Consider the following 26,411-nt stretch of genomic DNA (forward strand, 5'->3'; position numbering starts at 1 on the left):
GTATGCTAACCCTTGCCCTAGCCGACCTGCCCGCTGACTTTCGAGCCCGCGCCTTGCAGTGGGCGGCGCAGTTTGCGCACTGCGCTTATTATGAGCACAATGGCTTGCAAGCTTCGGCGGCCAGCACCTTTAGCCGGCTGCTGGCCGTGGCTGCCACCCCAACGGCCACCAGTTCACTGCCGGACTTACCGGCTTACCTGGCTAGCCCGGCAGCACTGCCGCACTGCGGCTTCGTGACCTACGATGTCAAAAACGAGATAGAAGCACTCAGCAGCCACAATTTTTCGGGCCTCGACTGGCCGCTGCTGCATTTTTTTCAGCCCGAAACCTGCCTGCGCTGGCACACCGATACACTAACTATTGAGGGGCAGACAGCGGGCGTACTGGCCGCGATTCTGGCTACGGAAGTGGCTAGCCCCTCCCCGGCCACTGTACCGCCTTTGCGCGCCCGCATGCCCCGCGCGGCTTATTTGCAAGCCGTTGAAAACGTGCGCGAGGACATTCTCAATGGCGAGGTCTATGAGCTGAATCTGTGCCAGGAGTTCTATGCCGAAGCTGTAAAGCTCGACCCGGTTGCTACTTTCTGGCGGCTGAATGAAACCTCGCCGGCACCCTACGCGGGCTTTTTACGCCACCACGACCACTACCTACTGTGCGCCTCGCCCGAGTCATTTATCCGGAAAGAGCAGCATACTATCACCTCGCAGCCCATCAAAGGCACCCGGCGGCGCGGTACTACCCCGGCCGACGACGAGCAGCAGCGGCTAGCCCTGCTGCACGACGAAAAGGAGCGCGCCGAAAACCTGATGATAGTGGACCTAGTGCGCAACGACCTGGCCCGCGTGGCGCGCACCGGCACCGTGCGCGTGCCCGAGCTGTTTGGCACCTACGGCTTTCAGCACGTTTGGCAATTAATTTCGACCGTTTCGGCCGAGCTTCGCCCCAATGTGGGGCTAGCCAATATCCTGCGCGCTGCTTTCCCAATGGGCTCGATGACGGGCGCCCCCAAAATCAGGGCCATGCAGCTCATCGAGCACTACGAAGCCAGCCGGCGCGGCCTCTATAGCGGCAGCCTGGGCTACGTGCTGCCGGGCGGCGACTTTGCTTTTAACGTCGTAATTCGCAGCCTGCAATACCGCGCCGATACGGGCTATCTGAGCTTGCAGGTGGGCTCGGCTATCACTTACGACTCGGTGCCCGAGCAGGAGTACCAGGAGTGTCTGCTCAAGGCCCAGGGGGTGCTCGAAGCGCTACGCACGGTTATCACAGCGTAATAAGCTGCGGTAGCTGTGCGATTCAGGTAGCTGCTGAGTTGGGCCGACGGGTTTCTGCTTTTCAGCCATTTGGGCGCTAGGCTTGCTAAAAACGAGCTTACGTAATTGTCTGACCGATGACCGGTCAGACGACTTAGAGCTATCTCACCGGTTTGAAAAGCAACTAATAGGATACTATTCCCACTCATTGGGTAGTGCGCCCTGCTAATTAAATCTGCCATTCTGTCATTTGAAGGGCGTATTTCGTATCTTTGTTACTTGCCGCGCACCCGGCTTAGGTGCCTGCCTGCTATGTCTCAACCGCTCATTACGTTAGATTTTCTTGATAAAGCGCCCGCTGCCGAGGCGCTGGCGCTGCCCACCGATGTGCGCGTAAGCGCCGCTACCCGCACCGGCGGCGCCCGCAAGCTCTACATCGAGAGCTACGGCTGCCAGATGAATTTTTCGGATTCCGAAATCGTGTCCAGCATCCTGGCCGACGAAGGGTTTGATACCACTGAGGACGTAGCCACGGCCGACTTGGTGCTGCTCAACACCTGCTCTATCCGCGAGAAGGCTGAGCAGACGGTGCGCATGCGCCTTAAGCAGATTAATTCGCACAAGAAGCGCAAGCCCGGCATGCTGGTCGGCGTGCTTGGCTGCATGGCCGAGCGCCTGAAAAGCAAGTTCTTGGAAGAAGAGAAAATTGTGGACCTCGTGGTAGGCCCCGATGCCTACCGCGACTTGCCCCAGCTTATCAGCCAGGTCGATGGCGGCCAAAAGGCCGTGAACGTGCTGCTGAGCCGCGAGGAAACCTACGCCGACATTACGCCGGTGCGCCTGAACTCGAACGGCATCACGGCCTTCATCAGCATCATGCGCGGCTGCGACAACATGTGCTCGTTTTGCGTGGTGCCTTTCACCCGCGGCCGCGAGCGCAGCCGCGACGCGCACAGCATCGTGCAGGAAGCGCGCGACCTCGTGGCCGCTGGCTACAAAGAAGTTACGCTGCTAGGCCAGAACGTAGACTCGTACAAGTGGGCTAGCGAAGACGGCACCGAGCGCGTCAATTTCGCGCAGCTGCTGGAGCGCGTGGCCCTCGTGAGCCCCGCCCTACGCGTGCGCTTCTCAACCTCGCACCCCAAGGACATCACCGATGAGGTGCTGCACACAATGGCGCGCCACGACAACATCTGCAAGTACATCCACCTGCCGGCCCAGAGCGGCAACTCGCGGGTGCTGGAGCTAATGAACCGCACCTACGACCGGCCCTGGTACGAGGAGCGCGTGCGGGCTATCCGCCGCATTTTGGGCGAGAACTGTGCCATCTCGACCGATATGATTGCGGGCTTTTGCTCCGAAACCGAGGAAGAGCACCAGGATAGCCTGAGCCTGCTCGACTTCGCGCAGTACGACATGGGCTACAACTTCTTCTATTCGGAGCGCCCCGGCACCCTGGCCGCCCGCAAGCTCGAAGACGATATTCCGCTGGAAACCAAGAAGCGCCGCTTGCAGGAAATCATCGACCGCCAGCAGCTGCACGCCCGTGCCCGCTACGCCCGCATGGTAGGCAAGGTGCACCAGGTGCTGGTAGAAGGCCCTAGCAAGCGCTCGGCTGACCACCTGAGCGGCCGCAACAGCCAGAACCAAGTGGTGATTTTCCCAAAGCAGAACTTCCAAAAAGGCGACTATGTGCAGGTGCTGGCCACCAGCACCACCGGCGCGGCGCTGCTGGGTGAAGCGGTTTAAAACTAGTTTTTGGTTGGTTGTTTTTAGTTTTTGGCCCTTCTTGCTAATGGATACTATAGGTAAACCGCCCCCTGCGACTACCGCCACGGCACAGCAGAACTACAAAGACTTGCGCGTGTGGCAACACAGCCGCCAACTAGTTAAGCTGATTTACTTGCTCACGAAAGACTTTCCCGCAGAGGAAAAATTTGGCTTGACAAGCCAGATGCGCCGGGCAGCCATCGCAGTTCCGTCGAATGTGGCGGAAGGCAGCATCCGCGCGATACCATTCAGTTTTTAGTAATAGCCCGCGGGTCGCTCTACGAATTAGAAACGCAGGGCTATCTAGCCTTCGACTTAGCTTTTCTTACATCTGAACAACTCTCGCAGCTAGAGACTTCTATAGCGGCCTGCATTCAATTGGTACAGGGTTTTATCCGCTATTATCGCTCATTAGGTTAAGGTTCTTTGGTCTTACCCCGACCAACAACCAACAACCAACAACCAACAACCAAGAGTTGACCAACCAAGAAATCCAATCCATTAAGCAGCGCTTTGGCATCATTGGCAACGCGCCGGCGCTGAACTACGCCATTCAGGTGGCTAGCCAGGTGGCACCCACCGACATGACCGTGCTTATCACCGGCGAAAGCGGGTCGGGCAAGGAGTCGTTTTCCAAGATTATCCACGCCCTGTCGCCCCGCAAGCACGGGCAGTTCATTGCCATCAACTGCGGCGCTATCCCGGAAGGCACCATCGACTCGGAGCTGTTCGGCCACGAGAAGGGCGCCTTTACGGGGGCCAACGAGGCGCGCAAGGGCTACTTTGAGGTAACTGACGGCGGCACCATCTTCCTCGATGAGATTGCCGAGATGCCCCTCGGTACCCAGGCCCGCCTGCTGCGCGTGCTCGAAAACGGCGAGTTTATCCGCGTCGGCTCCAGCAAGGTGCAGAAAACTGATGTGCGCGTAGTGGCTGCTACCAACGTGAAGCTGCTCGACCGCGTGCAGGCCGGCAAGTTTCGCGAGGACCTGTACTATCGGCTCAACACGGTGCCGATTACGGTTCCACCCTTGCGTGAGCGGGGCGATGATATCTACCTGTTGTTCAGAAAGTTTACCGCCGATTTTTCGGAGAAGCACCGCGTCAAGCCCATCAGTCTTACGCCCGATGCAGTGCGCCTGCTTACGCGCTTTCGCTTTCCCGGTAATATCCGCCAGCTCAAGAATATAGCCGAGCAGATTTCGGTATTAGAACTCGACCGGGAGGTTGATGCCGCCCGACTGGCCACCTACCTCCCGGCCGCCCAAACCTCGCAGCTACCAGCCTTGTTGCCCGGCAACGGCGGGGCTAGCGGCGACTTTGGCTCCTACTCGGAGCGTGACATCTTGTACCGGCTGCTCTTTGATATGCGCCGCGACATGACCGACCTCAAAAAGGTGGTGCTGGAGCTGGCCACCGGCAACCGCCCCGCCACTGCCGAGGCCCAAGAACTGCTGCGCCAAAACAGCCACCTGTTTAGCAACCTAAACGAAGCCTCGCCCTACGCCAGCCCCGACGGGCCGGCCGAAGCGGGCAATGGCTACTACCTGCCGGGCAGCCCGGCCGCCCCGCTACGGGTAGATGTGACGGCGGTCGGAGCCTATGCCGACGAGGACGAAGGCGACCACACCGAGGACATTTCGCACGAAACCGAAGAAGAAACGCTTTCGCTCGACGCCATAGAGAAGGAAATGATTCTCAAAGCGTTGAAAAAGCACCATAACAAGCGCAAGTATGCTGCCCAGGACCTGGGCATCTCGGAGCGCACGCTCTACCGCAAGCTCAAGCAGTATGACCTCGAATCGGCTTAAGACCACCCGGCGCCGGGCGTTAGGGCTAGTGGCGCTGGCCGTGCTGCCCCTGTGCAGCGGCTGCGGTATCTATTCGTTCAACGGCACCAACATCGACCCCGCCGTGAAGACGATTTCCATTCAGACCTTTCAAAATACAGCGCCTAACGCCCCAGCCTACTTGGCCCAGCGCTTTACGGAGGATATTAAGGACTATTTTCAGCGCAACACCACGCTGAAACTGGTGCCGCGCGATGGTGACCTGCAATTTGAGGGCACTATCGTGGCCTACGACTTTGCTCCGGCCCAGATTCAGCAAACCGGCGGCCTGCCCGCCGCTGGCAAAAATCGCCTCACCATCCAGGTGCAGCTGCGCTTTACGAATACCAAGAACAACAAGCAGGATTTCGAGCAGACCTTCCAGAGCCAGAAAGACTTTGCCTCGACCCAGGATATTGCCACGGTGAACAACGACCTGGCGTCGGTGCGCGAAATCACGCGCAACATTATCAGCGACATGTTCAACAAGTCGGTGGCCAACTGGTAAGCTCGACCGCCAGAGTTGCCCTAGCGCGTTATTCTGCCTGCTTTGCCGTAATGTTGCAGGTTCAAAACCCGCCAGGTAAACGCTAGCCCCCTTTTTTCTTCCATGACCCGCGCTACGCTCCTTCAATTGCTTGCCCACCCCACGGCCCTCACAGGGGCCGATGTGCACGCATTGGAGCAGCTAGCCGAGGCCTTCCCCTATTGCCAGACGGCGCACCTGCTGCTGGCCAAAGCCGCGCACGACCAGAGCTCGATGCTTGCCGGCCAGCGCCTACGCCGCGCCGCTACCTACGCCGCCGACCGCACCCTACTACGCCAGCTCATCGAGCAGCGCACCCCGGCTGAGCTGGCTGTGGTGGCTGCCGGCCCGCCTGCGGCCGCGCTGCCCATAACCTTGCCGCCGGAATCAACAAGTTCAGCTGAGCCTGCCTTTCTACCTGAGCAGCAGGCAGCTGAGCCCGCAGCAGTACTCATCCTGGAGGATAAGCCCGACCAGCTTATCGGGCTGGCAGTGCCCGATAAGCTTGGCGTTGAGGCAGAATTACTGGAAACCCCGGTAGCAGAAGCGGAAGATGAATTGCCCGCGCAGGCACCACCTATTTACCCGCCGGCCCAGGCAGCGGCTGCGCACGCCGAGTTTGGGCTAGCCCTCGAAGAGCCGGCCGAGCTTATTGCTTACCAACTGCCCGGGCTGGAAGTATTGGCAGTTCCACCCATTGAGGCGCTGCCAGCTACGCCTTTGCTACCCACCTTCAACGGGCTAGCCGGGGTGAGCTACGCCCCCAGTGAGGGTAGTCGGCTGGGGTTTGGGCTAGTGAGCGCAGCGGCAGCCGAAGTACTACCCGGCACCAATCTCCCCCCCGCGGGCGAGTTTTTTGCGCCCGATGCTCTGTTGCTAGACCACCTGGTGGCACACCAGGCGCCCACGCTTCCCAGGTCCAGTTCGCTTGACCTGATTAACAGTTTCTTACAGCGCAGCCCGGCCCCGGTGCGCCGCCGTGTGGCGCCGCTTCCTAATGCCCCCGAGCCTGATGAGCAGGCCGACCTGTCGGTGCGCAGCACCCGCGCCGAGCCCGACTTAGCCTCCGAAAGCCTGGCTAAAATTTTGGCCCGGCAGGGTAAAACTGACCGCGCCATTGCAGTTTATGAACGCCTTATGGTGAAACACCCAGAAAAAATGGCGTACTTTGCAGCCCAGATAAAAAATCTGTCTTCTGGTCAATCAAGTATCTAACAGATTTTCAATAGATTGCAAGCATTTAATGACGTGCTAATAAGTGATTAGTCCCACGAAACAGCCCAAAACGTGGGACTAAACTTGGACTACTGTGCTGACTCGCCCGCTGGGCTGATTTTGTACTTTACCGCATTCAGGGCGCGTGGACGTCGGCCATACAGTCTGAACCCTTCCCATAACTTTTCGAAGACGTTTCGAGAAGGAATGCATGAAATCGCCCTCAATTTACTATTATTCAGGAACTTACCTGACTACAGCGAAAAAAGTAGTAGTTTATCGACCTTTTCGAATAGTTCCACGCCCACTCTTTCCATTCCTCCGCTGCGCTGCTGAATGAAAAGCCCTCCGGGGCGTGTGCTACCTATCGACGCCCACTCTTCCCGGTCCCTACGCTTTGCTGCGGGCCCGGAAAGCCCCTTGCGGGTGCGTGGGCTACCCGGGGTTCTTTTCCGTCCGCCAGCGCGGGCTTTGGCTTTGAGGCCAGCCCGCTACCGTTGGGGGTTTGGGGCGTGGACCTACTCCAAAAAGGGTCGGGAAAAAACCGCCTGAAAACGTGCGAATCCAGCGCGTAGGCGGGGCATCCAAAATCATCCAGAAAACGACCGTTTTTTTTGGAATAGTGGGCTACTTGGGGTGGGTTCCAATTCTGAGACCATTGCAGCTATAGTTATAGCAGGCCGGGGCAAAAGAAAGGCCGACCCCAACGGAATCGGCTTTTGCTAGGATGCTATCGGATTCGACGCCGATGCTGTTAAATACTTTGACTGCTATCACGGCGCGGAGTTCAGTGGGAGGTTCCATTTTTGAGGCCGCTGTAGCTATAGTTATAGGGCCGGGGCACTGATGGCCGCTTTCAGTTCCCGTAGTGCTTCTACGCTGGGGCTGTCTGTTTCGTGGGCTAGGTAGCTTGCCAGTAAGGCAGCGTACTTCTTGCGTTCGCGGCATTGTGTTGCTTTAGCCACGTTTAGGGCTTTCAGCCGCGCATCAATCTTTTCCAGGTCGAAACCATGTTCTTTCAGGAACGAGAATTGGGGGGCGTCTTTGTGGCTGAGGGTGTCTGCAAATGCCAGGGCCCTAGCCGATGCAGGGGAGTCAATTGCCGCGTAAGCTTGGCTAGTGATTTCCGCGAACTGCGAAGCCAGGGGGTTACTTGTGGAATTCAGCAGGTCGGTCAACATGATGGCTGTGGGGATGTCAGGAAAGTATTGCCGTAGCTTCCGCTTCCCATTGAGTTCGGTTTCGGCCCGCACTTTATCGCCGTAGTAAGCGGCGACGGTCTGTTTCTCGGCGGCGCCCAGCGTCGCCCGGTAGGCCGCGTTTGCGGGCCGGGCGTACTCCTTCGCCTTGTCGTAGAGTTTCAGAAACTCCCGGTCCCGGCCCGTAGCATTCTGTAGGAAGGTCAGGGTCTCATCTTTGTAGGATACTAAGCGGTAGTCCCGGCTGACATGTAGCCCAGCCAACGGCGAGGCGTAATCGGCAAAGGGCCGGGTTAGCGCGAAATCCTGCGTCTGGTGGGCTTTCAGCACATGGGCGACGCGTAGCACCTCCTCTACGGGGAACGTGCCAGGGAAGGCCGTGCGAATGTTTGCCAGGGCCTTTCTAATTGTGTTGGTACTGAGTAGCTGAGGATACTCAGCTTTGAGAATTTTGGCGCTGAACTCAATAGCAGTTTCAGTATCGCCGATGCGAATGTAAATTATCCCCGGGCAAGGGTTGGCTAAGCAGTAATTCAGACGGTCCACATGTTTGCGGCTGGGAAATGCCGTGAAAGTGGAATAATTCACGGTTTCTAGGAACAGAGTAGGAAAAGCTATTTTGATAGTGTCGAATCGCAGCATTAAGGTGTTAAGGTGAACAGAAAGGGTTATGCAGCCTGTTTTAGGGGCTGTGAGGAAGCGTAAGCTTCGAGATGACGTCGCAGGATGGCCGACAAGGTTTCGCCGCGTTGGCGGGCCGCTGTTAGGGCTACCATGTGTAGGGCGTGGGGCAGGCGTATGAGGAGTTGAGAGTTGTGCTTCATAGGGATTTAAAGCCGTTTTGTATAGACGGTTTTCCCAAACATCCCACTTTTTTTCCCATGACGCTAGGCGAAAAGCACAACATGCTGATTAATAGCAGGTGCCATTTTTTGTCACCCTTATTAATGCAACATAAACTTGTTATAATTACAAATTTATTCTTTTCCAACAGGGCATAGAAAAGCCCCAGCTTGAGGGCTGGGGCAAGTGGCTTGCGTTCGTCTAAGCGGCTACTCCCGGGCGCGTAGGCGGGCGATGAAGTTAGCGACGGCTTGTATTCCTTCGGGAGTTTCGGGACCGGGCGGCACATGACCAGCCGCTACTTCGTAGGCTTCAACCGCATCGGCGAGGGTTTGGAGTTCGACGTTGTTCCTAGGGTTGGGCCCGCGTTCGAGTTCAATCATTCGGGCGATGGCCGCGTCGCAATCGGCGTCGGTGGCGATGATGGGTGTTTGCATGGGGATTAGGGGGTATTATAGCAACTTTAGGGCTTCCTGGGCACTTATGGCGTCTTTGTTGGCGTAGTGCTTCGCTGTCGTTTTGGTGTCCCGGTGCGCAGCCCACAGCGACACCACTGATTCCCTGACGCCGCTGGCTAGCCAGTGATTGATAGCCGTTTTCCGGCCGACGTGGCTACTCATGTGTTCCCATTTAGGTTTGGTTTCAACAGTGGGGACGTTGCCAACGTAGTGCGTGACCGTTACGGGGACATCGAACCCCGGGGCCTTCTTACAGATTGCGCGCAAGACCTTGTTAAAGTGGTTGACATGGTACTTCCTGAACGGGAAATCTGGTCCGTTCAGGATAGCGCGGGCGGCGGGCGTAATCGGCGGCTTTACTGTTAGGTTCTTTTTGCCCGTTACTACGGTTAGGGTCTCGCCGGTAATGTTGGCGGTCGTAATGTTCAGGGACTGATGCCGTAGCCCAGTGGCACAGGCGAACAGAAACTGTTGCTGCACTTGTCGCTGAGTCTTAGTCAGCTTCAGGGCCGCGATTGCGGCGACCTCTTCGCGGGTCAGGTAGATAACATCATCGTTCGCGAGTTCGGGGACCTGACGGAATTTTTTCAGGAACTCCGCAGATAGCCCGGCCTCATCGGCGAGGTAGCGATACACCGTTTTTAGGCGGTCTAAATGAGTACGAACCGAGTTGTTACGCATTCCTTTGGCTAGCAGATACTTTTGAAACTCGCGGAACGTGTCGAGGTCGATTTCTTCCAATCGTAGCTGGGGTCGGAACTCGCCGATGATAACGCGCAAGTCTTCGTAGCCGCGCACCGTGGCCGGGCGGTAAAAGTTGGGGTCTGCTTTTAGGTAGTCCGCTATTTTGTCAGTGAACAGTTTAACTGGCGCCGCAATACCTAGCAGGCGTTCGAATCGCCCAATTGCCGTTTTTACCCTCAAGGTCTCGCTTTCCAGCCATGCAAGTTCTTTCCGAAGGGCTTCCAAGCTTTGCGCATCCGCTTTTTCCAGGATAGGCAGCACAAAGGCGTCCGCCTCAGCTATCGTATCGATGTCGGCTAGTGCAGCGGCTACGGCGGCGCTGCTGGCCTCTAATCCATCTGCTTTTAAGTCCCTTACGATTCCCTCAATTGTGAGGGCTACAGCCTGAATCTTAGCATTTAGTTCTGGGTGCTGAGGAACCCGGGACTTTACCTTGCCCGTGGCCGGGTCAAAATCTGCTGGGGCGACAGCGACTCCCGTAGTCCGAAGACATTCCTTGCCGTTTTGGCGGTAAACGCAATAAACCGTACCTTTACCAGACTTTGGGCTAATGCCTCTGATTTTGTAGAACATTTTTTAGATTCGCTTTGGGGCACAAGTGATTGATTACTTGAAGATAATTAGTCCCACTACTTAGTCAGAATTTAGTCCCACGAAGACTCAAAAAAAACCATCTAACTAGTTGAAAATCAATCACGAATTTTCGTGGGTAGGATTTGCAGCCCAAATTGACTCTTTGCGCCCATCGGCCTAGCTTTTACTTCTTTCCATGTACCTCTTTCTCGTCATAGTCATTCTCCTGATTTGCCTCCTGCTAACCCTGGTAGTGCTGGCCCAGAACCCCAAGGGCGGCGGCCTCAGCAGCCAGTTTGGCGCAGGCGGCGCAGCTAACCTAATGGGCGTGAAGCGTACTGGCGACCTGCTCGAAAAGCTCACCTGGGGCTTCGCGGTGGGGCTGATTATCCTCTCCCTGGCCACGCACATCATTGGCGGCGGCGCGGGCCCCGTGCGTAGCGTCAACCAGCAGGCCGCCCAGCGCGCCGTCGTGCCGACGGCACCTGCCGCGCCGGCTTCGGCACCCGCTGCTCCGGCTGGCCAGCCTTCTACCATTCCGGTGCCAGCTCCCCAGCCTGCTAAGTAGGTTATTTCAAGTCATTGTTCTCCAAAAGCCAGCGGCACCCGTTTAAAGCGGGGCCGCTGGCTTTTCTGCTTTCTGACCTATTGCGGCAGGCTAGCGGCCTAACGTCTGCCAATCCGGCTAGCTGCGGCGCGCATTCTGTCAGGTTTAGGTGGTTGGCACATTTCGTGTCAATCGCGCTGCAGGAGTTCCAACTTCCCTGTTATCCAAAACATCCATTTCCCATTTCAACCAATGGCACTGAGCATTAAACCGCTAGCTGACCGTGTAGTCATTAAGGCCGCCGCCGCCGAAGCCACCACCAAGTCTGGCATCATCATCCCCGACACTGCCAAAGAAAAGCCCCAGCGCGGCGAAGTAGTAGCCGTAGGCGATGGCAAAACGTCGGACAACGGCACCATCATCAAGCCCGAGGTGAAAGTAGGCGACCAAGTGCTGTATGGCAAGTGGACCGGCACCGAAATCACTGTGGATGGCGAGGATTACCTCATCATGCAGGAGAAAGATATCCTGGCAGTGCTCTAAGCCTGTACTTTACTTAACATCTTACCACCCTAGCACTTAACCAACAAATGGCTAAGAACATCCAATTTGATACCGAAGGCCGCGACCGCTTGAAGCGGGGCGTAGATAAGCTGGCCAACGCCGTTAAAGTAACCCTCGGTCCCAAAGGCCGCAACGTTATTATCGACAAGAAGTTCGGCGCTCCTTCCATTACGAAGGACGGTGTAACGGTAGCCAAAGAAATTGAGCTGCGCGACCCCATCGAGAACATGGGCGCCCAGCTTGTGAAAGAAGTGGCTAGCAAAACGGCCGACCAGGCTGGCGACGGTACTACGACCGCTACGGTACTGGCCCAGGCCATCTACACCGCTGGCTCGAAGAACGTAGCTGCCGGCGCTAACCCCATGGACCTGAAGCGCGGCATCGATAAGGCCGTGCAGGCCGTAGTAGCCAACCTGAAGTCGCAGTCGAAGCCGATTGCCAACAGCGCCGAAATCGCCCAGGTTGGTACCATCTCGGCCAACAACGACGCCGAAATCGGCAAGATGATTGCCGATGCCATGGATAAGGTTGGCAAAGAAGGGGTTATCACGGTAGAAGAAGCTCGTGGCACCGAAACCGAAGTGAAGACGGTAGAAGGCATGCAGTTTGACCGCGGCTACCTCTCGCCCTACTTCGTGACCAACCCCGAGAAGATGGAGACGGAGTTTGACAACCCCTACATCCTCATCTACGACAAGAAGGTGAGCACGATGAAGGAGTTGCTGCCCGTGCTCGAGCAAGTGCTCCAGACCGGCAAGCCGCTGCTCATTATCTCGGAAGATGTTGATGGCGAGGCCCTAGCTACGCTGGTAGTTAACAAGCTGCGTGGTTCGCTGAAAATTGCTGCTGTAAAAGCTCCTGGCTTCGGCGACCGCCGCAAAGCCATGCTCGAAGACATCGCCACCCTGACGGGCGGTACGGTGATTTCGGAAGAGCGCGGCTATAAGCTCGAAAACGCTACCATCGACTACCTCGGCACTGCCGAGAAAATCATCATTGACAAGGACAACACGACCATCGTCAATGGCAAAGGCCAGAAAGAGGATATCACGGCTCGCGTGAACCAGATTAAGGCCCAGATGGAAACCACCACCTCGGACTACGACAAGGAGAAGCTGCAAGAGCGCCTGGCCAAGCTGAGCGGTGGCGTAGCCATCCTCTACATCGGTGCCAGCACCGAGGTGGAAATGAAGGAGAAGAAAGACCGCGTAGACGATGCCCTGCACGCTACCCGCGCCGCCGTTGAGGAAGGTGTGGTACCCGGCGGCGGTGTTGCCCTGGTGCGCGCCATCGAAGCCCTCGATGCCGTTGATACGCACAACAGCGACGAGAAAACCGGCGTGCAAATCGTGCGTACGGCTCTCGAAGCTCCCCTGCGTACCATCGTAGCCAACGCCGGTGGCGAAGGCTCGGTAGTAGTGCAGAAAGTGCGCGACGGCAAAGGCGATTATGGCTATAACGCCCGCGAGGACCGCTACGAGAACATGACGGCCGCTGGCATCATCGACCCGACTAAAGTAACCCGCCTGGCGCTTGAAAACGCCGCTTCTATCGCCGGCCTGCTGCTGACGACCGAAGCCGTTATCTCGGACGAGCCTGAGCCTAAAGAGTCTGGCGCTGGCCACGGCGATGGTGGCATGGGCGGTATGGGTGGCATGGGCGGCATGATGTAATCGCCGACTTAGCTGATTTGCTGAATCGGCTAGCCCCAAAAAGAAAGCCCCGCCGGACGATGTCCGGCGGGGCTTTCTTTTTGGGGCTAGCCGACCAGTTTAGGCCTGTGCTGGCACCTGGTGGTTGCGCGCGTCCATCATCTTGGCCAAGCGACCGCTGATGAGAAATAAGATAGCCGCAGCCACTGCGGCCGACACCACAAAGACCATGAAAAAGTCGTAGAGGTTAGTGATGTGGAAGCCCAGCACCGACGGCGCTGGCGCAGTTGATTTCGGGTCGGGATAGAGACTGCTCATGTAGCCGGCCAGGTAGTTGGCAGCGGCATTCGCAAGAAACCACACGGCCATCAGCAGCGAGGCAAACTTGGCGGGGGCTAGCTTATTAACCAGCGAAAGGCCAATAGGCGACAGACACAGCTCGCCGGCCGAGTGCAGGAAATAGAGGGCCACCAGGAAGAACATACTCACCTTCACCCCAGGCTGCAGGTTGTGCACGCCAAAGCACATAACGAGGTAGCCGGCGGCCAGCAGGGCTAGCCCCATTGCCATCTTTACGGGCGAAGCCGGCTCGGCGCCACGCTTACCTAAGGCGGTCCAGACCATCGCCATAAGGGGAGCGCCTGCCACTACGAAAATGGCGTTTAGGTTCTGGAAGATACTGGCTGGCAATGTAATACCAAAAATAGTGCGGTTCATCTGCTCATCGGCGAAGAACGTGAGGGAGGCCGGTGCCTGCTCGAACGCCGCCCAGAAAAAGACCACGAAAAAGGACACGATGAAAATAACCATGATGCCTTGCACATCGGCCCCGCTCAGCGACTTATCGCTGAAAATCATGAAGATGATAATAATCAAGGCGATGCCCAGCAGCGGCGCGATAGTCGGGAACATGGCCGAATCGAGCCACAGAATGCCGAGCATGAGGGCCAGCAGCACCGGCAGCAAGGCGTAGATACCGTTTACCCCACCCGAGTTGGCAGGCGTTTCGCCTACCTGCACCCCTTCAGGCGTGTGCAGGTACTTGCTCTTGCCCCAGTTAAACACAGCCGTGCCGAGCAGCATCGCAATGCCACAGGCCAGAAAGGCCCACCGAAAATCGCCGGGGCGGCCGGTGTCGCCGATGAGGCTCGTGATGGTGTTGCCAATAAAAGACCCCAGGTTGATACCCATGTAGAAGATGGTATAAGCCGCATCCTTACGTGTATCGGTGGGCGAATACAAGGAGCCGACCATGGCCGAAATATTCGGCTTGAAGAAGCCATTGCCGACAATCATGGCCCCCAGGCCGGCATAAAGCAGCCAGTGGCTAAGCTGGTGGCTACTAGCTGGGCCGTAGTAGCTAGCCGACGCAAACAGAATAAACTGGCCCACGGCCATCAGCAGCCCGCCAACCGTGATAGAACGCCGGTTGCCCCAGTAGCGGTCCGAGATAAAGCCCCCGATGAGCGGGGTCAGGTAAATCAGGCTCGTGTAGCCGCCGTAGAACTTCGACGCGAACGCCTTGTCCATCATCATGGCCTTGGTGAGGAAGAGCACCAGCACAGCACGCATGCCATAGTAGCTGAAGCGCTCCCACATTTCGGTGGCAAACAGGAGGTAGAGGCCGCGCGGATGGCTGCCCGAGGCCGTTTGGGGCGGTTGCGGGCGCAGGCTGGCGGTAGCAGGTTGCATGCAGGGAATGAAGAAGTAAAAAGAGAAATAAGAACAAAGCCCCCTTCCGCGACGGGTTGGGGGTCGGTAAAGCTAAGAAAACTTTAGGTAACAGCTGGGCTGCAAGCCCGCGCGGCTGTGGTCGGTTGCGACCCTTTCGACGAGCCGGCTTTCTTAAAAAGCGGCCGCTATTCGGTTTATTCAGCCCACGGTAGAGGCTGACAGACTGTGCTTAAAAGGCAAAACATAGCCCAAGCTTGATTTTTAACTGCACGCTAACTTTTATGTTCCGCAAACGTTTGCGGTCAAAATTTCCGGCGTCCGGCTTACCTTTACGCCACTATTTCTCTCCCTCCCACCCACTTTCTTACTCTCTTTACATGGCAGACCCAAAAGCTGTCGCTGCGCGCCTGGCCCCACTAGGATTCGCGCAGGCTCCTACCCACACCCACCTCAACCTGACACCTGCTGCGCTCGTGGGGCACGCCTTGCGGCGTGGCGAGGGCACGCTCACCGATACCGGTGCCCTCATGGCCGACACTGGCCAGTTTACGGGCCGCTCGCCCAAAGACCGGTTTGTGGTGCGCGATGAAAATACCACTGACAGCGTATGGTGGGGGGACATCAATATCCCCTTCGACCCAGCTAAGTTTGAGCAGCTGCACCAGAAAATGGTGGCTTACCTCGCCAACAAGGAAGTGTTTGTGCGAGATGCTTACGCAGGTGCCAACCCTGACTACCAGCTCAAGCTGCGTGTAGTAAATGAGCTGGCCTGGCACAACTTATTCTGCTACAACATGTTCTTGCGGCCCGCAGCCGGCGCCGACACTTCCTGGACACCCGACTTTAGCATTATCTGTGCGCCTGGCTTTGAGGCCGACCCGGCCGTAGACGGCACCCGTCAGAAAAATTTTGCCATCATCGACTTTACCCGTAAGCTTATCCTTATCGGCGGTACTGGCTATGCGGGCGAGATGAAAAAGGGCATTTTCGGGGTACTGAATTACCTGCTGCCCCATGAGCGCGCCACGCTGTCCATGCATTGCTCGGCCAACGTGGGGGCTAGCGGCGACACAGCCATTTTCTTTGGCCTCTCGGGCACGGGCAAGACGACGCTCTCGACTGACCCCAACCGCGGCCTTATCGGCGACGACGAGCATGGCTGGACGCCCGAGGCCGGCGTCTTCAACTTTGAGGGCGGCTGCTACGCCAAGGTCATCGACCTGAGCCGTGAGAAAGAGCCCGAAATCTGGGATGCCATCCGCTTCGGGGCCATCGTGGAGAACACGCGCTTCCAGCCGGACACGCATACCGTTGATTTTGCCAATAAGTCGGTGACGGAAAACACCCGCACGGCCTACCCCATCAGCTTCATTGCCAATGCCATCGAGCCGTCGGTAGCTAGTGCGCCGCAGCATATTTTCTTCCTCACGGCCGATGCCTTTGGAGTGCTGCCGCCCATCAGCAAGCTCGATAAGAGCCACGCTATGTACCACTTCATGTCGGGCTACACGGCGAAGGTTGCGGGCACCGAAATGGGTATTACGGAGCCCCAAACTACGTTTTCGGCGTGCTTCGGTCAGGTTTTTCTGCCCTTGCACCCCACGCGCTACGCTGAAATGCTAGGCCAGAAAATGGATGAAAACCCTGACATTAACGTGTGGCTCATCAATACCGGCTGGACTGGGGGCAGCTACGGCACCGGCCACCGCATGAAGCTGGGTCACACCCGTGCCATGATTACGGCGGCCCTCTCGGGCGTACTAAACGAAGTTCATTTCAAGACCCATCCCATTTTTGGGGTGGCCGTGCCAGGCGCCGTGCCAGGCGTACCTAGCGAAATACTGGACCCGCGCAACACCTGGGCCGACAAGGCTGCCTACGACCACACGGCGGCAGACCTCGCCGAGAAGTTTGTGAAAAACTTCGAGAAATATGCCGACTTTGCCAGTGCGGAAATCCTGGCCGGCGCACCCAAAGTCGCGGTAGAAGCTTAGCAAGAATCACTTGGTCTACCAGCAGTAAAAAGCCCTGCTGCCGAAATAATCCGGCAGCAGGGCTTTTTGCTAGCCACTAATAGCGCTCTTGTTAGCAGCGCGTTAGCTGAGGCTACTTCAATTAACAGGTACTACGCGCAGGCCTAGTAAATAATTGGGGCGGTCGTTGGCAAACAGGGGCAGCACCAAATAGTGACTGGCACTGGTGCGCAGCGTAGCTTTAGCCATGAGGCTGTCTTCGTAGTGGCCCAGCACTACGAGTTCGTGTACCCGGCGCGTTTGGGCGTTGTAATTAGCCAGCAGGGTAAGGCCTCCGGCTTGAAACGAAGCCAGCGAATCGCGGTTAACCAACTGGCTGGCAGCCTCTGGCACCCCTTGCGCTGCTGGAGTGAGGAAGCCGGCTGGCAGCGGCTGCCGCGAGCCCAGGCGCATATGGAGGTCGTCGATAGTGAGGCCTACCAGGGCCGGCACGTTGGCAGTGGCGGCTATGTCGGCGTGCACAGCCGTTTTGGTAGCCTGGGTTGGCTCATGGGCGCCCGAGCACGACGCCCCTAGCCAGCAGCTGGCCAGCAGAGCCCAGCTCAGGGTACGCAATGAGAGGGCAAGCTGCATTACTCAGAAGTAGCTTTGGCGGGCTTGCCGGCCATCTCGCTGAGGTAGTGACGCACTACCAGCGTGATGGAAGCATACGACTCTTCGAGGCGGGCTAGCGCATCTTGTGGCGACATCCAGCGCACTTCCTCAATGTATTCTTCCGTTTGCGGACGCATCACCGAGTCGTCGAGACACTTCATCACAAACCAGCTGGTTTTTTTCAGCATTTTATTGCCCTTATAGGCGTAAGAGTGCCAGGTGCTGGGCAACTTTTCGCCCAGCTCGACTTTGATGTTGCACTCTTCTTCTACCTCCCGCATGGCGCCTAGCGCAACATCTTCGTCTTTATTGAGCTTACCCTTGGGCAGGTCCCACTTGCCGAGACGGTAAATCATGAGTACCTGGCCGTTTTTTTCTACGAGTCCGCCGGCAGCCTTCGCAATCTTAAATTGGTCTTTGAGGTGCAGAATCAGACTTTTCTTCTTGCGAGCCATCAGGGTCAAAGTCTTGAGCTTCTTGAGCTTCTTCACTTCCATGAGCCGCAGCAACCGGTCGAGAAAAGCCGCCGTGGCGTCGCGCACCAGCACGTCGCCCACGAGGTCTTTGCTCGTAAACTCGTCATTGGTTTCGAGCACGAGGTCGTATTTATGTTTGTATACCTTGTCGCTGACTTTTTTAATAATCAGCGGCACATCATTGATGAAGACGTTCATCGGAAGTAATGCAAATGAAACGGCGTAGTGGGCTAGCGCCCGTGCCAATACCTGCCCCATACGGCGGGGCGCGCCGCAAGATACGGGCTGGCCGGATTTTCGGTGCCTTGAGTGCCTAGCTGCATCTTTGTAATCTCTTATGACGCGTATTGCTCTGCTTTCGGATACTCACGGTTACTTCGACGACCGCATTGCCCACCACTTGCGCGGCGCCGACGAAATTTGGCACGCCGGCGATTTTGGCTCGGCGGAGCTGATTTTGAAGCTTACGGCGCTAGCCTCCGTGTTTCGGGGCGTGTATGGCAACATCGATGGCACCGACATTCGGTGCACCGAGCCGCTGGTGCAAAACTTCACGGTCGAGGGTTTACGCGTAGTAATGACGCACATTGGCGGCTACCCCGGGCATTATGCCCCCACTGCGCGCCAGCTGCTGACCCAAACCCGGCCGGGGCTGTTTGTATGCGGGCACTCGCACATCTTGCGCGTCATGCCCGACCCCAAGCTTGGGCTGCTCACGCTGAACCCTGGGGCCGCCGGGCGGCATGGCTTTCATAAGGTGCGTACGCTGCTGCGCTTTGGCATCGACAAAAGCAAAGTGGTAGACATGCAAGCCGTGGAGCTAGGCCCCCGTACGGCCAGCCTGGATACGGAAGGGCACTAAAAAAGCGCCTGGCTAGAGTAGCCAGACGCTTTTTTAGTAGTTACTACGCAGTATTACAGTGCAATTTCGGGCTTGGGCTTGTCGCCTTCCTGGCCATCCTCATTCACCGGCTTGGTTACGGCCTCAGCGGCGTCGAAACCTTCAGTGCCGGTCTGGTTAGCTTCGGTAGCCTGGTTTTCTTCGGGGCTCTTGGTTTCGAGCAGGTGCTTGGCGCCTTCTACTACATTGTGAGCAGCTTCCTGCACCGCGTCGGTAGCTTTCTCAACAAGGCTGTTGTGGGCTACGGCGTCGATGGCATCGCTGGCAGCGTGCTTCACGGTGTCGGCAGCAGCCGAAGCAGCGTGGGCCACTTTGGCCAGCAGGCCTTCTTCTTTTACGCTAGAAGTTTTTTTTTCAGCGGCTTCGGTGGCGGGAGCCGACTGGCCGAAGCGCGATTTCAGCTCGTCCAGGTCCACGTTTTTCAGCACGGGCGTACGCAGCAAGTTCTTGATTTTGCGCGTTTCATTGTTGGCACGGGCAATGTTTTTGCGGTGCTTGCGCTTCAGACGGGTAACGGACATGATTTCCGGGACAATTAAATTTCTAGGGACTTCTGGCAAATGAGGTGCAAAAATAAGGCTTTACTTTTGAAATCCCAAACCTTTTGCTCAATCCCTTGGCTTTACCCGCTTCTCCCCTGCCCCTTATCGACTTGCGCTCCGATACTGTGACGCGCCCCACCCCCGCCATGCTCGCCGCTATGCAGGCCGCCGCCGTGGGCGACGATGTGTATGACGAAGACCCCACCGTGCGCGAGCTGGAAACCAGTCTGGCTGCCCGCTTCGGCATGGAAGCCGGGCTGTTCTGCCCCTCGGGCACGATGACTAACCAGCTGGCTATCATGGCGCACTGCGCGCCCGTGTCGGAGGTTATTTGCGAGGCCACGGCCCACGTGTATTTGTGGGAAGTGGGTGGCATCATGCACCACGCTCGCGCCTCAGTAGCACTACTACCCGGTGACCGTGGCCGCCTCACGGCCAGCCAGGTGGCAGGCGCCGTGCGCCCAGCCAATAATGTGCACTACCCCACCACTCGCCTGGTGTGCCTCGAAAACACGCACAACCGCGGCGGCGGCAGCTGCTACGCCTGGTCAGATTTGGAAGAAATCGCGGCTTTTACTAAAAAACAGGACCTAGCGCTGCACCTCGACGGGGCGCGCATTTTCAATGCCCTAGTGGCGACCGGGCAGCGCAGTGAGGACTACGGCCAGCTGTTCGACTCCATCTCGGTGTGCCTGAGCAAGGGGCTGGGCGCCCCGGTCGGCTCGGTATTGCTGGGCTCTCGGGAGTTTATTAACGGCTGCAAGCGGCTGCGCAAGCTGTTTGGCGGCGGCTGGCGGCAGGCCGGCTACCTAGCGGCGGCCGGGCTGTACGCCCTGGAAAACAACGTGGCCCGGCTAGCCGATGACCACCGCGCGGCGGCGCAGCTGGCCGAGGCGCTGCGCCCGCTGCCCTACGTGGCCGAAATTCTGGAGCCCGAAACCAACCTCGTCATCTTCCGCCTCGACGAAAGCCGCCTAACCGTGGCCAACTTCTTGGCCCGGCTGGAGGCGCAGGGTATCAAGGCCAGCGGCTTTGGGGGCAGCTGGGTGCGCTTCGTGACGCACCTCGACGTGAGCGCCGAGATGCTGGCCCGGGTCATCGCGGCCCTGCCGGGGCTAGCAGCCTAGCGGCCTTTCTTGCCTCGCTTTCTAATCGCCTGGGGGCTGCCTGCGTATGGCCAGGTAGCCCCCTACTTTTTTCGGATGAATGTATACAATGCGCTAGCCCTGCTGCTGGTGTTGGCTGCCGCCTTCGCCTACCTCAATCACCGCTTCCTCAAGATGCCGCCCGCGATTGGGTTGATGGTGTTGGGGCTGGCCGTTTCGCTCGCGCTAGTGGGGCTAGCCAAGCTCGGCGTGACGCCGGTGCTGGACCTGGCCCAGGTGGTGGGCTCCATCGACTTTAGCGCCTTGGTGATGCAAGTGATGCTGGGCTTTCTGCTCTTTGCCGGCTCCATCCACGTCGATACCCGGCGGCTGGGGCGGCTGCGCTGGTCGGTGGGCACACTGGCGCTCATTGGCACGCCGCTGAGCGTGGTGCTGGTGGGTGGGGCCATGTACTGGCTGCTGCCGCTGCTGGGGCTAGCCACGCCACTGGTGTACTGCCTGCTGTTTGGCGCGCTCATTTCGCCTACCGACCCGGTGGCGGTGCTGAGCATCCTCACTAAAGCCAACATCGACAAAGATTTGGAAATAAAGATTGTCGGCGAGTCGCTGTTCAACGACGGCGTGGGCGTGGTGCTTTTTGTGGTGCTGCTGGAAATGGCGCAGCTAGGGCCCCAGGATGTGACCCTGGGCCACGCCCTGGCCGTATTTGCCCAGGAAGCCGTGGGCGGCGTAGCCCTAGGGGCCGCGCTAGGCCTGGGGGCCGCATGGCTGCTGCGCTCGGTCGATAACTACCAGGTAGAAGTGCTGCTAACCCTGGCGCTGGTGGCGGGCGGCACGGCATTGGCTACCAGCCTGCACACATCGGGGCCGCTGGCAATGGTGGTAGCGGGCTTGCTGGTGGGCCATTTCAGCCGCAACGCCAGTATGCTTTCGGAGCAGTCGCAAGACTACGTCGATAAGTTTTGGGAGCTGATAGATGAGATACTCAACGCGTTGCTGTTTGTGCTGGTGGGGCTGGAGGCGCTGGTGCTGCCCATTACGGGCCGCATGATTGGGGCGGGGCTGGCGGCTATTGTGGTGGTGCTGCTGGCGCGGCTGCTATCGGTATGGCTGCCGCTGGTAGTGCTGCGCGGCAGCGGGCTATTCAAGCCTTCGCAGCATAGCGTGCCGGTGCTTACCTGGGGCGGGCTGCGCGGGGGGCTGTCGGTGGCGCTGGCGCTGAGCCTGCCGGCCTCGTCCCCGCGCGAGCTGCTGGTGGGCATTACCTACGTTATTGTGGTGTTTTCTATTATTGGACAAGGACTTACCATTGGGCCGCTGGTACGCTGGCTAGGGGTGAGCCGGCCGGTGCAGCAGCCCGTTACGCCACCCCATGCCGAGTAGCTTTTGCACGTCCCCGTTCGTTGTAAGGGCACCTTGGCTAGCTAGCTTTTGAAATAGCCTATGAATTTCTTTGTGATTGCCGACGTCCACGGCTGCCTGCACACTTTTCGCGAAATACTCACGCACTGGCGGACCGCCGAGGAAACGCTGGTGCAGCTCGGCGACCTCGTGGACCGGGGCAACTACTCGCCCGAAACCGTGGAGTTGTGCCGCCAACTCAGCCAGGATTTTCCAGAGAAAACCGTCTTTCTAAAAGGCAACCACGACTGGGCAATGGCTGAGCATGTCGGGGCATCCGGGCCTTACAAAGCCTGGCTAGGCTGGGGCGGCCGGGCCACGCTAGCGCAGTACCAGCGGCATCGCCCTCTGCTGCCCCCGCATGCCATTTGGCTAAGCCAACGGCCGCTGTGCTGGCAAAACGACCACCTGCTTTTCTCTCACGCTGGCTTTGCCGATGTGCCTGCGCCACTCGACCCGGCCAGTTCGGAAGGCGTGCTGTGGCGGCGTGGGCCGCTGCGCTATACCGGCCAGTTGCAAGTGGTGGGCCACACGCCCACCGCTAGCCACCGCCCCGAGCGCGACGAAACTTCCAACACCATTTACCTCGATACGGGCGCCGCCGATGGCCATTTTCTTACCGCCCTGCGCCTGAGCGAAACTGGCGAGGTACTCGACACTGTTGCTATCCCGACTGTGCCGGAGGATATTTATTCGTTTGGCAAAATACACTAGCCGCTAGCCTCTCCCCGGCTGGCTATTGCGCAATCTCAATGTCTGATTCAATTTCTGAACCCCACTGGCACGCCGCCGCGCTAGCCCACCTGCACCAAGCCGACCCAATATTATCCAAAGCCATTACCAGTGTGGCCGGGCCGGTGCGGCCGGCTGCCCACGAAGACCTGTACCTGGCGCTGCTGCGCGCCATCGTCAGCCAGCAGATTTCGACTAAAGCAGCGGCCGCCATCTGGCGACGCTTCACCGCTCTTTTCCGGCCCGATGGCTACCCCGAGCCCCGCGAGGTGCTGCGCATGGAGGAAGACGAGCTGCGCGAAGCGGGATTGTCGCGCCAGAAGGCCGGCTACCTCAAGGCCATTGCCGACTACCAAGAGCGCGGCCTGCTCGATTACGAGCACCTGAGCCAGCTCGATGAGGAAGCGTTTACGACGCATCTCACTGCGATAAAAGGCGTGGGCCGCTGGACCGCCCAAATGCTGCAAATGTTTGCCCTCGACCAGCCCGACGTGTTCAGCGAAGGCGACCTGGGCTTGCAAAATGCCATGCGCAAGCTCTACGGCATTGAAGAAACCGGCCGCGCCCTGCACAAGAAAATGCTGGCCCTAGCCGAGCCCTGGCGCCCCTATCGCTCGCTAGCCTGCAAGTATTTGTGGAAATCGCTCGACCCCACGCCGCCCATCAACGCTGATTTGGGTTGGGACGGCTAGCTGGTAGAGACGCATCTTTGCATCTCGGCGTTCGCACCGCCCGGAGGATGTCGTTCAACACCGAGACGCAAAGATGCGTCTCTACAACCCCCGCCTATCTTTGGGCTTTACGCCCACGTTACTCTACCCCTGCCCTCTCCAATGGCCGACCCCCACGTAGCCACCCACCCTACCCTTTCCAAAACCGAGCTGCTCGCCGCCAAAAACCAGGAAGCCCTGCTAGGGGGCGGCCAGGCCCGCATCGACGCCCAACACAAAAAAGGCAAGCTCACCGCCCGCGAACGCATTGACTTGCTGCTAGATGAAGGCTCATTTGAGGAAATTGGCAAGTTTGTGATGCACCGCGCCAAAGACTTTGGCCTTGACAAAGAATATTACCTCGGCGACGGCGTCGTGACCGGCTACGGCACTATTCACGGCCGCCTAGTGTACGTTTTCTCGCAAGATTTCACGGTGTTCGGCGGCTCGCTGAGCGAAACGCACGCCGAGAAAATCGTCAAAATAATGGACCTTGCCATGAAGAATGGCGCGCCCGTTATCGGCCTCAACGACTCGGGCGGCGCCCGCATTCAGGAAGGTGTGGTGAGCCTCGGCGGCTACGCCGATATCTTCTACAAGAATACCCTGGCCAGCGGCGTGGTGCCGCAGCTTTCGGCCATTATGGGGCCGTGCGCGGGCGGCGCGGTGTATTCGCCAGCCATTACGGACTTCATTCTGATGGTCGAAAACACGAGCTATATGTTCGTAACCGGCCCCAACGTGGTGAAGACCGTGACCCACGAAAACGTGACCAGCGAGGAGCTGGGCGGCGCCAGCACCCACTCGGCCAAGAGCGGCGTCACGCACTTCACGGCGCCCAATGAGGTCGTCATCATTCAGCAGCTCAAGCAGCTGCTGAGCTACATGCCCCAGAACTGCGAGGAAACCGCCCCCGCCGTGGCCTACGAGGCTGGCCAGGACGAAAGCCGCCCCGCGCTCGACACGCTCATTCCCGACAACGCTAACCAGCCCTACGATATCCGCGAAGTAATTGAGGGCCTAATTGATGCCAACTCCTTCATGGAGGTGCACCAGAACTTTGCCGAGAACATCGTGGTGGGTTTTGCGCGGCTAGCGGGCCGCAGCATCGGCATCGTGGGCAACCAGCCGGCGGTGCTAGCCGGCGTGCTCGACATCAACGCCAGCACCAAGGCCGCCCGCTTCGTGCGCTTCTGCGACTCGTTCAACATCCCACTGCTCGTGCTCGAAGACGTACCCGGCTTCCTGCCCGGCACCGACCAGGAGTGGCGCGGCATCATCACCAACGGCGCCAAACTGCTCTACGCTTTCTGCGAGGCCACCGTGCCGCGCATCACCGTCATCACCCGCAAGGCCTACGGCGGCGCCTACGACGTGATGAACAGCAAGCACATCGGCGCCGACCTCAACTTCGCCTGGCCCACCGCCGAAATCGCGGTAATGGGCGCCAAGGGCGCGGCCGAAATCATCTTCAAGCGCGAAATCGCCGCCGCCGAAAACCCCGAAGCCAAGCTGCAAGAGAAGGTAGATGAATACCAGCAGAAATTTGCCACGCCCTACCGCGCCGCCCACCGCGGCTTTGTAGATGAGGTAATTCTGCCCTCGCAAACCCGCCAGAAATTAATTCGCGCCTTTAAAATGCTGGAAAACAAAGTGGATACCCTGCCGCGCAAGAAGCACGGCAACATTCCGCTGTAAATCCACCTTAAAAAGTAAAACCCGTTTGTCATGCTGACGAAAGAAGCATCTTATCACGGCTGCTTTCGCCAGACTTATGTTGCACCCGAGCGTTGCGAACGTGATAAGATGCTTCGCAAGCTCAGCATGACACCCGCACACTATGCGCCCTGAATCGTTTGAATTTCTTGAGAAATACCTGAATAATCCCTCGCCCACTGGCTTCGAAAAAGAAGGCCAGAAGCTGTGGCTGGAATACATTAAGCCCTATATCGACTCCTATTTTGTCGACACATACGGCACGGTAGTAGGCGTAATTAATCCCGACGCGAAATACAAAGTCGTCATCGAGGCGCACGCCGACGAGATTTCTTATTTCGTGAATTACATCACCAAGGAAGGCTACCTGTACCTGCGTCGCAACGGCGGCTCCGATGCGCTGGTGGCCCCTAGCAAGCGGGTAAATATCTTCGGCGAAAAAGGCATTGTGAAAGGTGTATTTGGCTGGCCCGCTATTCACGTGCGCAAGGTGGAGCAAGACAAAGCGCCTACCATCGAAACCATTTTCCTCGACTGCGGGGCTAGCAGCGCCGACGAGGTGGAGGAAATGGGTATTCACGTGGGTTCGGTCGTCACGTTTGAGGACGAGTTTACAGTGCTCAACGACAAATACTACGTGGGCCGCGCCCTCGACAACCGCGTCGGCGGCTTTATGGTGGCCGAGGTGGCCCGCATGCTGAAGGAAAACGGCAAGCAGCTGCCCTTCGGCCTCTACATCGTGAATGCGGTGCAGGAAGAAATTGGCCTGCGCGGCGCCGAAATGATAGCGCACCGCATCAACCCCGACGTGGCGATTATCACCGACGTGACGCACGACACGCAGTCGCCGATGTATGAGAAGAAAACCAGCGGCGATATCTTCTGCGGCAAAGGCCCGGTAATTACCTACGGCCCCGCCGTGCAGAACAACCTGCGCGATTTAATTATCAATACGGCTAAGGAAACGGACATTCCGTTCCAGCGTGCCGCCGCCACCCGCGCTACCGGCACCGATACCGATGCATTTGCCTATTCGGGCGCGGGCGTGGCTTCGGCACTTATCTCACTGCCACTCAAATACATGCACACTACCGTAGAAACGGTGCACAAGGACGACGTGGAGAACGTAACCCGGCTCATCTACGAAACGCTGCTGCGCATTGAGGACAAGCAGGACTTCCGGTATTTTGTCTGAACCACGGATTTTTCGGATTAGTCGGATTGCACGAATTTTGTAGCCGACATTTCTACCCAACTAAAACGGCTGCCCGACTGGGCAGCCGTTTTAGTTGAACTAACTAATCCGAACACCAGCCATCCACAAAATCCGACGAATCCGAAAAATCCGAAAAA

The 26,411-nt window shown here is 58.1% G+C and carries 23 protein-coding genes and 1 pseudogene; 17 read left to right on the forward strand and 7 right to left on the reverse strand.

The window, feature by feature from the left end; all coding sequences use genetic code 11:
- The first annotated feature begins 2 nt into the window (after positions 1-2).
- The 6 genes and pseudogenes from pabB to J4D99_RS06060 all read left to right on the forward strand — a co-directional run bounded on the left by pabB (position 3) and on the right by J4D99_RS06060 (position 6,593).
- Positions 3-1,274: an aminodeoxychorismate synthase component I gene (gene pabB, locus J4D99_RS06035; protein WP_208130802.1), complete on the forward strand. Its 1,272-nt coding sequence runs from the start codon at positions 3-5 to the stop codon at positions 1,272-1,274.
- A 291-nt stretch (positions 1,275-1,565) separates the two neighbouring features.
- On the forward strand, positions 1,566-3,002 hold the full coding sequence (miaB, locus tag J4D99_RS06040; RefSeq protein WP_208130803.1) for a tRNA (N6-isopentenyl adenosine(37)-C2)-methylthiotransferase MiaB: 1,437 nt from the start codon (positions 1,566-1,568) through the stop codon (positions 3,000-3,002).
- A gap of 46 nt (positions 3,003-3,048) precedes the next feature.
- Positions 3,049-3,443, forward strand: a pseudogene (locus J4D99_RS22165) (four helix bundle protein).
- 56 nt (positions 3,444-3,499) lie between these two features.
- Positions 3,500-4,834 (forward strand): sigma-54 interaction domain-containing protein, encoded by a 1,335-nt coding sequence (locus J4D99_RS06050; RefSeq protein ID WP_208130804.1) that lies wholly within the window; start codon positions 3,500-3,502, stop codon positions 4,832-4,834.
- A complete protein-coding gene (locus J4D99_RS06055; RefSeq protein WP_213019508.1) occupies positions 4,815-5,360 on the forward strand; it encodes an LptE family protein in 546 nt (181 codons plus the stop codon). The genes J4D99_RS06050 and J4D99_RS06055 overlap by 20 nt, the downstream gene beginning before the upstream one ends.
- Before the next feature lie 102 nt (positions 5,361-5,462).
- Complete coding sequence (locus J4D99_RS06060; RefSeq protein ID WP_208130805.1) at positions 5,463-6,593, forward strand: DUF8458 domain-containing protein; 1,131 nt, start codon at positions 5,463-5,465, stop codon at positions 6,591-6,593.
- 827 nt (positions 6,594-7,420) lie between these two features.
- Here J4D99_RS06060 and J4D99_RS06065 read toward each other — a convergent pair.
- The 3 genes from J4D99_RS06065 to J4D99_RS06075 form a co-directional block, all read right to left on the reverse strand.
- Positions 7,421-8,380 carry a hypothetical protein gene (locus J4D99_RS06065; protein ID WP_208130806.1) on the reverse strand — a complete coding sequence of 320 codons (960 nt, stop codon included), beginning with the start codon at positions 8,378-8,380 and terminating at the stop codon, positions 7,421-7,423.
- A 464-nt stretch (positions 8,381-8,844) separates the two neighbouring features.
- Positions 8,845-9,072 (reverse strand): hypothetical protein, encoded by a 228-nt coding sequence (locus J4D99_RS06070; RefSeq protein ID WP_208130807.1) that lies wholly within the window; start codon positions 9,070-9,072, stop codon positions 8,845-8,847.
- Positions 9,073-9,087: 15 nt separating this feature from the next.
- The gene (locus tag J4D99_RS06075) at positions 9,088-10,410 is read right to left on the reverse strand and encodes a tyrosine-type recombinase/integrase (RefSeq protein ID WP_208130808.1); all 1,323 of its coding nucleotides are present in this window, start codon (positions 10,408-10,410) and stop codon (positions 9,088-9,090) included.
- 196 nt (positions 10,411-10,606) lie between these two features.
- Between J4D99_RS06075 and secG the strand changes: the two genes are divergently transcribed.
- The 3 genes from secG to groL all read left to right on the forward strand — a co-directional run bounded on the left by secG (position 10,607) and on the right by groL (position 13,194).
- Positions 10,607-10,978, forward strand: a complete 372-nt coding sequence (gene secG / locus J4D99_RS06080) for a preprotein translocase subunit SecG (protein ID WP_208130809.1) — start codon at positions 10,607-10,609, stop codon at positions 10,976-10,978.
- Between the two features lie 231 nt (positions 10,979-11,209).
- Entirely contained in the window at positions 11,210-11,500 is a 291-nt protein-coding gene (gene groES, locus J4D99_RS06085; RefSeq protein WP_208130810.1) for a co-chaperone GroES, read from the forward strand.
- A gap of 47 nt (positions 11,501-11,547) precedes the next feature.
- Positions 11,548-13,194 carry a chaperonin GroEL gene (gene groL, locus J4D99_RS06090; protein WP_208130811.1) on the forward strand — a complete coding sequence of 549 codons (1,647 nt, stop codon included), beginning with the start codon at positions 11,548-11,550 and terminating at the stop codon, positions 13,192-13,194.
- 99 nt (positions 13,195-13,293) lie between these two features.
- Here the strand turns inward: groL and J4D99_RS06095 are convergent, their stop codons facing one another.
- Positions 13,294-14,865 (reverse strand): peptide MFS transporter, encoded by a 1,572-nt coding sequence (locus J4D99_RS06095; protein WP_208130812.1) that lies wholly within the window; start codon positions 14,863-14,865, stop codon positions 13,294-13,296.
- A gap of 359 nt (positions 14,866-15,224) precedes the next feature.
- Here J4D99_RS06095 and pckA point away from each other — a divergent pair, with 359 nt between their 5' ends.
- Positions 15,225-16,841 carry a phosphoenolpyruvate carboxykinase (ATP) gene (gene pckA / locus J4D99_RS06100; RefSeq protein ID WP_208130813.1) on the forward strand — a complete coding sequence of 539 codons (1,617 nt, stop codon included), beginning with the start codon at positions 15,225-15,227 and terminating at the stop codon, positions 16,839-16,841.
- Between the two features lie 117 nt (positions 16,842-16,958).
- Here the strand turns inward: pckA and J4D99_RS06105 are convergent, their stop codons facing one another.
- Entirely contained in the window at positions 16,959-17,453 is a 495-nt protein-coding gene (locus J4D99_RS06105; RefSeq protein ID WP_208130814.1) for a hypothetical protein, read from the reverse strand.
- Positions 17,453-18,148: an NUDIX hydrolase gene (locus J4D99_RS06110; protein WP_208130815.1), complete on the reverse strand. Its 696-nt coding sequence runs from the start codon at positions 18,146-18,148 to the stop codon at positions 17,453-17,455. The genes J4D99_RS06105 and J4D99_RS06110 overlap by 1 nt, the downstream gene beginning before the upstream one ends.
- A 139-nt stretch (positions 18,149-18,287) precedes the next feature.
- Here J4D99_RS06110 and J4D99_RS06115 point away from each other — a divergent pair, with 139 nt between their 5' ends.
- On the forward strand, positions 18,288-18,812 hold the full coding sequence (locus tag J4D99_RS06115; RefSeq protein WP_208130816.1) for a metallophosphoesterase family protein: 525 nt from the start codon (positions 18,288-18,290) through the stop codon (positions 18,810-18,812).
- Positions 18,813-18,865: 53 nt separating this feature from the next.
- Here J4D99_RS06115 and J4D99_RS06120 read toward each other — a convergent pair whose 3' ends face one another.
- A complete protein-coding gene (locus J4D99_RS06120; RefSeq protein WP_208130894.1) occupies positions 18,866-19,372 on the reverse strand; it encodes a hypothetical protein in 507 nt (168 codons plus the stop codon).
- A 95-nt stretch (positions 19,373-19,467) separates the two neighbouring features.
- On the opposite strand from J4D99_RS06120, the gene J4D99_RS06125 reads away from it, so the two are divergent.
- From J4D99_RS06125 to J4D99_RS06150, 6 genes are all read left to right on the forward strand, one after another.
- Positions 19,468-20,520, forward strand: a complete 1,053-nt coding sequence (locus J4D99_RS06125; RefSeq protein ID WP_255555020.1) for a threonine aldolase family protein — start codon at positions 19,468-19,470, stop codon at positions 20,518-20,520.
- A 75-nt stretch (positions 20,521-20,595) separates the two neighbouring features.
- A complete protein-coding gene (locus J4D99_RS06130) occupies positions 20,596-21,882 on the forward strand; it encodes a cation:proton antiporter (protein WP_208130817.1) in 1,287 nt (428 codons plus the stop codon).
- A 60-nt stretch (positions 21,883-21,942) separates the two neighbouring features.
- Positions 21,943-22,614 (forward strand): metallophosphoesterase, encoded by a 672-nt coding sequence (locus J4D99_RS06135; protein WP_208130818.1) that lies wholly within the window; start codon positions 21,943-21,945, stop codon positions 22,612-22,614.
- A gap of 38 nt (positions 22,615-22,652) precedes the next feature.
- Entirely contained in the window at positions 22,653-23,324 is a 672-nt protein-coding gene (locus tag J4D99_RS06140; protein WP_208130819.1) for a DNA-3-methyladenine glycosylase family protein, read from the forward strand.
- A gap of 141 nt (positions 23,325-23,465) precedes the next feature.
- On the forward strand, positions 23,466-25,040 hold the full coding sequence (locus tag J4D99_RS06145; protein ID WP_208130820.1) for an acyl-CoA carboxylase subunit beta: 1,575 nt from the start codon (positions 23,466-23,468) through the stop codon (positions 25,038-25,040).
- A gap of 142 nt (positions 25,041-25,182) precedes the next feature.
- Positions 25,183-26,253, forward strand: a complete 1,071-nt coding sequence (locus tag J4D99_RS06150) for a M42 family metallopeptidase (protein WP_208130821.1) — start codon at positions 25,183-25,185, stop codon at positions 26,251-26,253.
- Positions 26,254-26,411: the final 158 nt, after the last annotated feature.

It is taken from the genome of Hymenobacter sp. BT559, from assembly GCF_017571525.1.
GTDB lineage: Bacteria > Bacteroidota > Bacteroidia > Cytophagales > Hymenobacteraceae > Hymenobacter > Hymenobacter ginsengisoli.